The organism is Tunicatimonas sp., from assembly GCF_049647865.1.
Taxonomy (GTDB): Bacteria; Bacteroidota; Bacteroidia; order Cytophagales; family Cyclobacteriaceae; genus Tunicatimonas.
Map to the genome: position 1 here is coordinate 1 of NZ_JBARYM010000424.1, position 11,888 is coordinate 11,888.

Here is an 11,888-nt window from a genome sequence, read left to right on the forward strand (position 1 = left end):
AAACCTTGAAGTTGAACCCTTTCTTCTTCGCTCAGGTGCACTCGATATATTTTTGCAGGCATAATCCTTTTTCTGCAAAATTAACTACCTGAATATAATCGTCAAAATTAAGTTGAAGTAACACTAGTATTAGTAGATAAATGGAAGACTCGAGCAGATACTGCTGAAAGGTATTCATAAGCTAATAAGTAAGATACTACTCAAATGTATAACTGAAAATTAAGTTATACAACTTATTTTTCAGTTTTATTACTTAATCATCACTTAAACCTGCCTTGTTAACATCTCATTGCGTCTCTATCCTTACTTCCTCCTCACTCATCTCGTAAGGTAACTGCCACGTATTACCTTCACTATCCCCAAAGTACATAACTGATTTAGTGATTCCACCCGGATTGCCATCGGCCCAGAAGTACTGAAAGGGTGGTTGACCGTTCACTACTCGACGGACGTAATTATGATTTCGGGGGCTGTCTTGGGTGATTTGCTGTTGCATTGACCAGGACTTGCCCTGATTGATGCTTACCCAAATGGCCACCTCTCCACCGGCTCCGTGCCTCTGAGGACCATCCACTGTGGGGGCAATTACGGTCCAACGGTTACCATCAATCCATAAACTACCCATATCGTAATTGTGGCCCGAAGTAGTAATAACTGATGTCTGCCAACCGGAACCGTCGTAATGAGAAACTCGCCACTCGCGAGGATTATTGTCAGGACCGGGTTCGTGGCCGCCACTGGTGAGATACAAGGCAACCGGATTGCCATCGGCATCAAAACTCATATCTTTCAGGTAGACATTTTTACCCTGGCTTTCGTAGTCAATAACTCGAGCGGGAGAGTCAACATCGGTGACGGGAGTTTCTACCGGCTCACCGTCGGCGGTAGTCCAGGTTTCACCGAAGTCAGTAGACTGCAAGTAGTGAAGACTCGTTCTACGGTCCACGTTTCCGTTTGGGTGACGGCTAAAGAAAGTAGCTACTTTGCCTCCGTAGTGACCGCTAACCTGATAGTGCCCAGCTTTCTCCTCGCCTTCCCCAATGATTCCCGCTAGCTTACGGTCTTCAGTCCACGTTTGTCCATCGGGACTGGTTTCGTAGTACAGCTCCCGCACTCCAGTATACTTGGTAAAAAAATGGAATATTCCCTTTCCTTCAATGGGCCAGGGCTGCGGATAGGTCATTTCTTCCTGCGTAACTTGAGTAAAGCCACTAATGTCGTAAGGCTGATCGCTACGATACTTGAAACCCGGTCGGCGCGTGTTTCGGCCGCTGATAAACACCCACAGGTAACCCTCAGGGTCAATCAGCAAACTAGGGTTATCGTGGGGGTCATCTACTCCCTGCTTATCGTAAACAACAACAGGCTTGGTAACCGTACTATTGGCGTGGTTAAAACTCCCAATCATGCATAGCAAGTAACGATCATCCTCTCCGGTGGTGCCGCCGTACACAAAAAAGGTTCTATTTACCTCTTCGGCATAGATGGCTAATGGTTTATGCTTAGCGGTGTAGGTTCCTAATCCACCGGAGTATTTATCGCCGTATTCGTAAAATTGACCCAGCGTGAACCAGATACCTTTATAGCCATCTAGTTGTTGATTATTGTAGTTTAATTGTGCTACACCCTGGAAGTGGATTATTAAAAGTAAAATAGTGAGTATAGGTGCTTTATAAATCAGTTTGAGTAGGTTCTGAATTTTCATACAGTAGGTTGTTTTTTATAGTATTAATTACTGGCCAAGCCAAATCAGGATAGAATTGATGACCACCGTCGCCTTCTAGTAGTGCCACATGATCTAGGGCATTTTGCTGTTGATATATCGCTCGCGCCGTAGCGTACCCGTCTCTCACGCCCTCAATATCGGCAATGTAGTCTTCCTTTCCAGCAACAATTAGTAGGTGGCGGGGCGCAATTAGTTCGGCTAAATCGGGCATATCGGCTACTTCTAGCAAGCCCGGCAGGTAACCGCAGGCGCAGTGGTGGTACTTCAGCCAAGAACGTTCGTAAGTGCAAAACGAGCAAGAGACTACCGACAATTTAATTCGCTCATCCATGCAAGCGGCAAAGTAAGAAACGGTTCCACCGGCTGAATTTCCCATACAGCCAATCAAATCAGCGTTTAAATCATCTTGGGTTTCAATAAAATCAATGCCGCGCATCACATCGGCTACTCGTTGGCCTAGCATTGGTTTCCCTCGCATGAGTTCTCTCAGTGAGAGATCATTACAAACGACACCTTCTTGCGCCTGCTCCCCAAACCCTCGTTGTTCAATGGTGAGGGCAGCCCATCCGTTCGCAATCGCCTGAAGGGCAATATCTCGACCACCGGCAATTAGCTTTTCATCTCGCTCGGTACGCGCTTCTCCAACAGAAATATACATTCCCGGAGCATGGCCTTGCAAAGTAATCATGACGGGATACGGTGGCGGGAGATTTTTGGGAGTAAGAAGATAAGCCGGAATTTGATCTCCGTACTGGGATTGGATGGAAAACTGCTGCAAGATATAAGTATTCGTTTCGTCAGTAGATATTAGTTCGTAGCTGACTTCATCGGTAGATTCCGAAGGCAGGGACATGATGTCTGCCAGAAGGTTTCGTAATGAATCTTCGCTACTTACCTCAATCGTAGAAACTAAAATCTCCGGTTGTGATGGACATCCGAATAGAAATACTAGTACCAGACAATTTATTATAATTTTCATTGCGTTATTTCAACCCGATTAATTTACTACTTCTTTCCGACTAGCCAAGTAATTGTATACTAGAGTAGTTAATTAGTGAGACAATCGCTTGATGTTATGCAATAATCCTGGGATTGATTATTTTTACCACATTCCTAACCTATCCTACTTTATGAAGGCTTATTTAAGCTCGCTTTTTGTTTTTCTGGCAACTTTTTCATTCGCCCAACCTGCGCTGGTTGATACCGAACGCTATCCGCTTGATCCTGATTTACTCTACAACGAAGCAATTCCTACCCCGGCTAGTCACTTAAGCTACGAGTTAGGAGCTGAATTTACTATTTATCATCAAGTAGTTAATTACCTACGAACGCTAGCCGAAGCTTCCCCACGAATAAGACTAGATGAGTACGGAACAACCTACGAAGGTCGCCCACTGATCTACCTAGTCATTTCATCGGAAGAGAATCAGCAAAACCTGGAGGAGATTCGACTAAACAACTTGAAGCTGGCGAACACTACCGAACTTAGTAGCTCGGAAGCGGAGTCACTGATCACATCGCAGCCGGTGATCACTTCTATGAGTTACAATATTCACGGCAACGAAGCTTCTAGTACCGAGGCCGCTATGCAAGTCGCATATCGACTCGCGGCAGCGCAGGATGATGAGACACTGGATATTCTGAATAACTCGGTCATTATCATGTACCCTTGCATTAATCCCGATGGGCGGGATCGCTACGTGTACTGGTACAATTCTATGCAGCGCAATCTGCTGGCTACCGAACCTAACGATATTGAGCATGATGCCCCCTTCCCCAACGGACGTACTAATCACTATTGGTTTGATCTGAATCGCGACTGGATTTGGCTCTTGCACCCTGAATCACGCGGACATATTGGGGTTTATCAGCAGTGGATGCCACAAGTACACGTAGATTATCATGAGCAGGGCTATAACAATAACTACTTCACTGCTCCCGGCACCACGCCCCGTAACCTGACGTTACCCGACCGCTACGAAGCACTCTCCGATACCTTCGGGATGGCGAACGTGCGAGCGTTTGACCAAAATCAGATTTCCTACTTCACCCGCGAAGCTTTTGACTTCTTTTATCCGGGTTACGGCTCCAGCTACCCTACCGTGATGGGAGCGATTGGTATGCTGGTTGAACAGGGTGGTATTGGTGGCGGACGAGCTATTGAAACCGATGACGATTTTGTGCTGACGCTTCGCAACCGATTGTTTGATCATTACACTACGTCATTTGCAACCTTTAAAAAAGCGGCAGAGAAGAAAGTAGAGCTACGTCGCTATTTCTACGAAGCCCTTCAACCAGCTACTTCCAAAGTTAGTACCCAAGCTTATATTTTACCCGATGACTCTTCCGGCTACCTGAATGACGTGGTCAATATTTTAGTAAAACACGGGGTCAGTGTGGAACGCGCTAATCAAGGATTTTCGGTACGAGACGCTTTGAATTACCGAAGTGGAAACCCTTCTGAGCGTCAGTTTAGGTCGGGAGATATTATTGTATCAGCCGATCAGCCACGGCATTTATTTATTAATTCTATTTTGCAGCCACAACTGGATATTGAAGATTCGGTCATGTACGATATGGCTACTTGGTCGGCTCCGCTAGCCTATAACCTGGAAGCCTTTGCAACTGATCGTTCCGTTAACGTATCTAGTGAGCTAATTAGCGAAACTTCCGCTCCCCCTAGCGGAGTGAGTAATCCTGAAGCCACCTACGCTTTCGCTATTGAGTGGAAGCAACCCAATGCCCCTCGGGCACTATCCATGCTTTGGAACAAAAAGTACCAAGTGCGCTCAGCACTAAAGCCGTTTCGCTCAGCCAGTCAATCCTTCGGGCGGGGTAGTTTGGTTGTATTGCTGGGTCGTAATGAAAAAACCGATGAAGAGGTGCAGCAAGATATGCAGCAAATAGCGGACTCGGCTCAGGTAAAGATTGTCGGTTTAAACTCCGGGCGAATGACCGATGGTATTGACTTATCTTCTCGCTACAGCCGTCCACTCAAAGCCCCCAAAGCCGCCATGCTGGTAGATCAACCGTTCTCCGTTTATAGTTCGGGGCAATTGTGGTTCTTATTTGATCAAGTATCTCATTTCCCGATTACCCGAATTCGGGCCTCGTCGCTACAGCAGACTTCACTGCCCAAACTTGGTCGTCGTTACGGCTACGCTGATCTTAATAGTTTCGATGTTTTACTGCTGCCGGGCACTAGCAACCTGAAAGAGGTCTTTAATAAATCTGCTCTAGCTAACCTCAAAAGCTGGGTGAATAGCGGCGGCACCCTGATTGCTACCGAAGAATGTGTAGCGTACCTAGCAGAAGGCGACTCTAGCTTTACCGGAATAGAAACACTGAAAGTCCCTGAGGATAGTAGTCAAACCGCTAAGTACCTCACTTACGCGGAGCGAGAAGACTACTACGGCTGGAAGCGCACTCCGGGTTCGGCTCTGAATTCTACCATTGACAATTCGCATCCGCTCGCTTTCGGAATGCCTGAACAGCTTTATTCACTCAAGTTCGGCAACGATGCGTTAGCCGCCAATACCAAAATGCAAGCTGTAGGTTACTACGAAGAGAATGCGGACGAATTGCTCGCCTCCGGTTATGTGGCTCGAGAAAACCGAGAGCATTTAGCCGGAAACGTGTTTGCCGGAGTAGTGCCAATGGGTAAAGGGAAAGTAGTACTGTTTACTGATAATACCCAGTACCGTATGTTCTGGCGCGGCCCCTCCCGCATGATGCAGAATGCCGTAATGCTACTGCCGAGCTTGTAGGGTTGGTGCTAGCTTTAATCCTTTGGTTGCCTTCTCTTCATTTCTACGCTGCACGCTCTGTTAGTCTGACGTTTAGTTTGAAATCTCGTATCAATTCATTAAGCTAAGCTCTTTGATAAATTCATCACGCATGTATTCGTACTGAAAGATGGTTGATAAATCCTCTTGATGACTCCGATGAAAATCTATTATCTTATTTAACTCTTCTATCTGTTCAATAATGTTGCTTATCTTAGCGACTTTAGCTTCTTTGCTTATAGCTTCCGTAAGCGGATCATGTAAACTCAATTTCTGTAAATCCTTTTAAATATTTCTTCTTGGCTCTATTCTTTTTAGTCTGACTAAACCATATCAGTATACCCAATCTTTTCATAAGGCTACAGACTTCCTAGGTGGTCAAAACCCAATCTCATATTCAACAGTATTCTTAGTAATGATACTGATTTATCTTTACTTTTAGTAGCATATAACGCTAAGTGCTAGCCCTCGGCCGGCTTGTTGGCGGTTTCACTTACGAGTATCAATTTCCGTGCTTGGCGCAATAGACAAACTGGCTCACTATTGCCAGGCTGAGGGCTGCACGATGTTGCCTGCTGGCTTTTCAACATTTCAATCGAATCGAGTTACCAAGCTTCTCAGTCTCCTTATTCCCTATTTTGAAAGTATTCCCATGCACAACTTTCAATCTCCCCTCCTGTCAGTTCGTTGTTGTCCTCATCCATCAATCTGTAGGGTTCTTGTCGATCACCAATTGCTGCTTCTCCATCAAGTCCTAACAAAATGGTGTACATTACATCTCTGATAGCACCATTCATAATCTGTTTTAATACTTTTACTCTTTCTTCATCTAATTGCAAAGATTGAATCATCTGTCCTACTTCAGTTTCTGATTCAGAATGAAAGTACAAGTTCATCAGGTGCTCACGTTCTTTATAAAATCCGATTACAAATTCTTCTGAGGTCATTTTTCTAATTTAGCTTGCAGGCAACATCTGTATAGGCGCAATTGCGTCTATCTCTCTTATGTATTCAGGCCATCAAATTACAAAATAGTTATTCGCATGACCCGCTTTTCTTGCCTTATTTATTGCTTCGTAGTTACTCTCACTTTAAAAAATTCTTTCCCACAGTGTTGAGAGGTCTCTCTTGATTAAATATTACTTACTGACGCTGTCAGCAGACTTGCCAAAGACTAGGATTCCTTCCTGACACTGTCAGCAGACTTGCCAAGACATAGGATTGCTTCCTGACACTGTCAGCAGACTTGCCAAGACATAGGATTGCTTCCTGACGCTGTCAGCACGCTTGCCAAGAGCTATGATTCCTTCCTGACACTGTCAGCACGCTTGTTAAGAGCTATAATTCCTTCCTGACACCGTCAGCAAGCTTGCTCAGCTTCGATACAGGTTCCATACTGCGTTATGAAATCGTAGCCAGCTTAATTCTCATATCCGGATAGTGTTCATTGAGCTTCCGCAGTTAAGGTCTTAGCCGTATAAAATTTTAGGTTCTTGTTTTTTGTTTCTTCAATGATGAATTCTAGCATTTTGGTGCTAAAAAAGTACCCTTTTTGGTCAGAGTCAGTGGGGGCATGAGCGTAGAACATAATCACTTCGTTGTTTTCGGCGGCTCGTTGCATCCCCTTTTCTATCATAAGGCTATCAGTACCGGAATTATTGTCAAAGCTGATAGCGGTTAATGTTCTATCGCCGTCAAAAGAATGATAAATATCATCAATAGTGGCAAGGTTCTTTTCCGGATCGAGTGTGGCCACACCTCGTAGTACCTGGAACCTTGTTCTGAGAATCAAATCAGTAAACCAGAACTTAGCTCCGTACGGATAAGCAAAAGACTGGCAGTTAAATCCGTATGAAGTCATCGTTTGTAGTCCCTGATCAATTTCTTTGCTCAAATAACTTCGGTAGCCACGCTCTTGGATGAAGTGTTCCGATACTACGTGTCGGGTTCCGTGAAAACCTATTTCGTGTCCGTCGCGCTGAAGTTCACGCAGCTTGGCTACTTCATCGGTAGTTAACGAATCCGGTTGGGTTATAAAGAACGTTACGATTACATCACTCCTTTTAAAAAGCCCTTTCAGCGCATACCACTCGTTAATACTTCGGTCATCGAACGAAAGCCAAATTCCGGCTGGTCTTTCCGTTTTATTGCATCCGATCAGCGTTCCCGAAGCGGCAACAGCGAAGCAGGTATACAATAACTGACGGATTATCAACACCCTAAAAATTTTCAGCATACTAAGGATTAAACAAAGAATTTGTAACAGAACGCCAATTTAATTAGTTAAATACAGTAAACATTTTTTTTATATCCAAACTAACTACTCTGATGAAACAGATCAAATTTTTAATTCTAGCGTTGATTATTGTTCCTATGCTGCTTCAATCCTGTGCCAGCGGTCTCACGGCTAATGTTCGCAAGGCAGGTACATCTTTAGAAACTGGTGATTTGGCCGAAGCGAAGATGCTGATAGATTCTGCTGTGGTAGATTCAGTAGCCCAATTAGACCCTAAAGCATGGATGACCTACGGCAATGTTTATTTGGCGATTGCTACCGACTCTACCAATTCGGTAGATGCTGAAAACCCGCTGATGAAAGCCTACGAAGGGTATGCTAAAGTTATTGAAATGGAAGATACCGCTTCGGTGCTTGGAATTCAGGCCGACCAGCAAATTCAGCAGGTGTGGGCCAATGCGGTTAACGAAGGAGCCAACCTTTATTCATCGCAGAACTATACTGAAGCTATTGACATGTTCAACATAGCAAAAATGGCTCTACCGGACGATACCACAGCGTATATTTACGGGGGAATATCAGCTCAACAAGGGGGCGACATGCAAGCGGCGGCGGATGACTACGCTTACTTGATAGATGAACTAGATTATAAAAGTAAGGACTTTTACAATAGTCTAATTTATATCTACTTGATTGAAGATAAGAACGAAGAAAAGGCGTTGACCTATCTGCAAAAAGCTCAAACTGCTTTTCCTGATGATCCGGAATTTCTAAAACGAGAAATAACGATGCTCATTAATAGCGAAAAGTATGATGAAGCCGGGCAGAAACTAACGCGAGCTATTGATGCTGAACCTGATAACCCAATGTTGTATTACAACCAAGGCTATTTGTACGAACAAATGGGCCAAGGCGATCAGGCTGTCAAAAGCTACGAGAAATCTATTGAGAAAGATCCAAAATACTTCGATGCTAATTTTAACTTAGCCGCTTACTACTACAATGAGGCAGCCGAAATTTTAGCTGAAGCTAACAATATGGACTTAAAAGAATATCAGGAGAAAGGCGAAGAGATTGAGAATCAGGCGAAGGAGTATTTTGAAAGAGCACTACCGTACCTGGAAACATCGCAATCTTTAGAGCCCAATAATCAGAAAGTACTTTCAACGCTATCTACTATTTATCAGCAGCTCGACATGAACGAAAAAGCTGAGGAAATTGATACCAAGTTAGAAAGCATGTAATTTTACAAGAGAGAGGCTTATCGCCTCTCTTTTTTTTCTACTGATAGTCTTGAGGTAATCTTCTCACTTTAGTAGCTTGTTCAAAAGCATACCCTACCCTCAGTAGTTTTTCCTCCTCAAACGGTCGGCTAATAAACGTAACACCTACGGGTTGGCCATCGGCCCGATATCCCATAGGAACCGTTATACAAGGATAATTTGCCATTGCTGCATGACCGGCATTCCAATTGTTGATCGACAATACGAAATCCAGTTCATGCTCACTCATAGCTTCTTCAAAAAAACTCACCCCTTCCTTCCGTAGCCTTGCCCGTAGCTGAATTAATTCTTCTTTGCTAAGATCTGTATCCAGTATTCCGGCAAAACGACCCTGACCGTACGGAATCTTGTCCAGCGAATCGGTTTGATTGTAATTCACTATTTCGGCTACCGAACGTATAGCGATTTCCTCGTTCGCATACTTTTCTAAGTACTTTGGCAAGTCAATTTTCATGTCGGCATTTAGTAGCTCACCAAACCCATCAAAGTCTATCTGTTTGGGGTCAAACTCAATTGCAGTAGCTCCAAGAGTGACAATTTTATCTACATTTTCTCGGTAAATAGAATCATCTATGAAGCTTTTATTCACTCCAACTCTAACGCCTGCTAAACTGCCACTTGCCAAATCTTCCCAGTAAGTAACATCGGTGGGGCTGCCCAAAGTCGCACTATCATTTTGATCTTCGCCAGTCAAAGCAGAAAGTAGAATAGCGTTATCGATGACGCTTTTCGTCATGGGCCCAGGGGTATCTAAGGTGCTAGATAGTGGAACAATACCATCTCGGCTAAGTAGTCCTGTAGTAGGTTTAAGGCCAACAATAGCATTGGAACTAGAAGGGGAAAGAATGGAGCCGGAGGTTTCAGTGCCGATTGCAGCTACCGCGTAGTTCGCCGCTATACTAGAGCCACTTCCCGAACTTGAGCCTCCCGTATCAAACACCTTTCGCCCGTAAGGATTAAGCGTTTGTCCACCCACCGCACTATAGCCGTTGGGGCAGTCCAGACAGAGATAGTTGGCCCATTCGCTAAGGTTGGTTTTTCCCAAAATAATACCGCCCTTCTCCTGTATTCTATCAACAATAAAAGCATCTTCTGCCATATTGTTTCTCAGCAAGTGAGTTCCGGCGCTGGTAGGCACGCCTCCGAAATTAACATTATCTTTTAGCAGCACAGGCATCCCGTAGAGTGGGTGCTCCTGCCCTGATCTGTCCTTATCTTTTTTTTGAGCCTCTTTTACTGCGTTCGGATTAATCGCGATAATATTATTTAAGTATTTGCCGCTATCATTTTCATACTTAACAATTCGGTACAAATACCACTGAGTCAGTTTTTCGTAAGTAAGATCACCCTTCTCAATATGATTCTGAATAGTAGGTATACTTTGCTCTAAAATGAGCGAGCTTAACGCCTGATAATCTTCTTCAGAAAAGAATTTGATCTGATCGCCTATATCTTCCCATAATTTATTTTTATCTGAGATGCGTGACTGAATCAGCCTAAACCTCATTTTATCTGATTCGTGGTCGGCATTCTCTGCCAACTCTTTTGATTCATCGTAAGCTACCCACGGTTGGATAGTCGTTTCTGGTTTTTGCTCTTGCTGGCAGGCAAAGGCAAAGAAAAGCGCACAGAGAAAATATATATTTTTCATTGAGTTATATTGATGTAGTACAAATTGTAAAGAAACAAAGAAATTATCAATCTGGTAGCTTTTACCTCATGAACCCTTCTTAAAACGCATCTCATCAGTATTCATTTTTTTTTGGAATAAATATTCTAAAAACCTTAACTTTATTCTGGAACGATCGTTCTGTAAATCAGTTCTAAAATTATAAATTGAAAATGTTATGGCAAATTTATCAGGAAAAGTAGCGGTAGTCACCGGTGGAAATAGTGGAATTGGTTTTGCTACCGCGCAAAAATTTAAAGCAGACGGTGCCAATGTAATCATCACCGGACGATCAGCCGAAAAAGTAGAAAAAGCAGCTCAAGAGCTAGGGGTGAAAGGGCTCGTAGCTGATGTAAGTGATCTGGCAGCTATCAATCGGCTCGTAGAGCAAGTTCAATCCGAAGTTAGCTCAGTAGACATTCTCTTCATTAACGCGGGGGTGTTCTTCCCTACCCCGGTAGGTCAAATTTCCGAAGAACTGTACGATACGCAGATGAACATCAATTTTAAAGGAGCAGTATTCACGCTAGAGAAATTCTTGCCCATTCTGAATGAAGGAGCATCTATCATCAATCTTTCTTCAATCAATGCCTATACTGGCATGGCCAATACCGCAATTTATGCTGCATCTAAAGCCGCCATGAACTCCTATACCCGTACCGCGGCTACGGAACTAGCCCCGCGTAAAATCCGGGTAAATTCCGTGAACCCAGGTCCAATTGAGACTCCTATTTTCAGCAAGTCAGGTTTGTCGGAGGAACAACTCAGTGGATTTGCTGAGTCCGTTCAGGGCAAAGTACTGCTTAACCGCTTTGGTAAACCGGCTGAAGTAGCCAGCTTAGTTAGTTTCCTGGCTTCTGATGATGCTCAGTTTATTACCGGGGGAGAGTATAACGTAGACGGCGGAATGACAATACTTAACTAAAAAGCGTATAAAATGTAACTTAAACGGAATGAATATTCTATAATATGAATTAATAAGGGGATAGACATCTATCCCTTTTTTTATTATGGCACGTCCACGAAACTTTGATAAAGACTTGGTGCTAGACCAAGCGATGGCAGTCTTTTGGCAGAAAGGCTATCACGCCACTTCCTACGAAGATTTAGTAAATCGTATGGGAATCAATCGGGCAAGTATGTACAATACGTTTGGGGATAAGCATCAGCTTTACATGCAGGCTCTGCA

Annotated in this window: 9 protein-coding genes; 4 read left to right on the forward strand and 5 right to left on the reverse strand. The window is 43.9% G+C overall.

The genetic code is table 11. The features are described 5' to 3' along the window. Positions 1-286: 286 nt before the first annotated feature. Positions 287-1,705 carry a BNR-4 repeat-containing protein gene (locus WBA23_RS12640; protein WP_424582640.1) on the reverse strand — a complete coding sequence of 473 codons (1,419 nt, stop codon included), beginning with the start codon at positions 1,703-1,705 and terminating at the stop codon, positions 287-289. Then, complete coding sequence (locus tag WBA23_RS12645; protein ID WP_424582641.1) at positions 1,671-2,705, reverse strand: alpha/beta hydrolase family protein; 1,035 nt, start codon at positions 2,703-2,705, stop codon at positions 1,671-1,673. Before WBA23_RS12645 ends, WBA23_RS12640 begins: the two co-directional genes overlap by 35 nt. Before the next feature lie 151 nt (positions 2,706-2,856). Between WBA23_RS12645 and WBA23_RS12650 the strand changes: the two genes are divergently transcribed. Then, positions 2,857-5,493, forward strand: a complete 2,637-nt coding sequence (locus WBA23_RS12650) for a M14 family zinc carboxypeptidase (protein WP_424582642.1) — start codon at positions 2,857-2,859, stop codon at positions 5,491-5,493. 644 nt (positions 5,494-6,137) lie between these two features. Here WBA23_RS12650 and WBA23_RS12655 read toward each other — a convergent pair. Then, a complete protein-coding gene (locus WBA23_RS12655; protein ID WP_424582643.1) occupies positions 6,138-6,458 on the reverse strand; it encodes a hypothetical protein in 321 nt (106 codons plus the stop codon). A gap of 497 nt (positions 6,459-6,955) precedes the next feature. Beyond that, positions 6,956-7,747 (reverse strand): polysaccharide deacetylase family protein, encoded by a 792-nt coding sequence (locus WBA23_RS12660; protein ID WP_424582644.1) that lies wholly within the window; start codon positions 7,745-7,747, stop codon positions 6,956-6,958. A gap of 92 nt (positions 7,748-7,839) precedes the next feature. On the opposite strand from WBA23_RS12660, the gene WBA23_RS12665 reads away from it, so the two are divergent. Continuing rightward, the gene (locus WBA23_RS12665) at positions 7,840-8,991 is read left to right on the forward strand and encodes a tetratricopeptide repeat protein (protein WP_424582645.1); all 1,152 of its coding nucleotides are present in this window, start codon (positions 7,840-7,842) and stop codon (positions 8,989-8,991) included. Between the two features lie 37 nt (positions 8,992-9,028). Here the strand turns inward: WBA23_RS12665 and WBA23_RS12670 are convergent, their stop codons facing one another. Beyond that, positions 9,029-10,681: an amidase family protein gene (locus WBA23_RS12670; protein WP_424582646.1), complete on the reverse strand. Its 1,653-nt coding sequence runs from the start codon at positions 10,679-10,681 to the stop codon at positions 9,029-9,031. A gap of 196 nt (positions 10,682-10,877) precedes the next feature. Here WBA23_RS12670 and WBA23_RS12675 point away from each other — a divergent pair, with 196 nt between their 5' ends. Continuing rightward, entirely contained in the window at positions 10,878-11,624 is a 747-nt protein-coding gene (locus WBA23_RS12675; protein ID WP_424582647.1) for an SDR family NAD(P)-dependent oxidoreductase, read from the forward strand. Positions 11,625-11,757: 133 nt separating this feature from the next. Then, positions 11,758-11,888: TetR/AcrR family transcriptional regulator (locus WBA23_RS12680; protein WP_424582648.1), on the forward strand; the 131-nt coding region annotated here is incomplete at its 3' end.

Coding starts and splice junctions, on each gene's coding strand:
- WBA23_RS12640 (WP_424582640.1), bottom strand. CDS start 1,705: ATGAAAATTCAGAACCTACTCAAACTGATTTATAAAGCACCTATACTC.
- WBA23_RS12670 (WP_424582646.1), bottom strand. CDS start 10,681: ATGAAAAATATATATTTTCTCTGTGCGCTTTTCTTTGCCTTTGCCTGC.
- WBA23_RS12645 (WP_424582641.1), bottom strand. CDS start 2,705: ATGAAAATTATAATAAATTGTCTGGTACTAGTATTTCTATTCGGATGT.
- WBA23_RS12675 (WP_424582647.1), top strand. CDS start 10,878: ATGGCAAATTTATCAGGAAAAGTAGCGGTAGTCACCGGTGGAAATAGT.
- WBA23_RS12660 (WP_424582644.1), bottom strand. CDS start 7,747: ATGCTGAAAATTTTTAGGGTGTTGATAATCCGTCAGTTATTGTATACC.
- WBA23_RS12665 (WP_424582645.1), top strand. CDS start 7,840: ATGAAACAGATCAAATTTTTAATTCTAGCGTTGATTATTGTTCCTATG.
- WBA23_RS12655 (WP_424582643.1), bottom strand. CDS start 6,458: ATGACCTCAGAAGAATTTGTAATCGGATTTTATAAAGAACGTGAGCAC.
- WBA23_RS12650 (WP_424582642.1), top strand. CDS start 2,857: ATGAAGGCTTATTTAAGCTCGCTTTTTGTTTTTCTGGCAACTTTTTCA.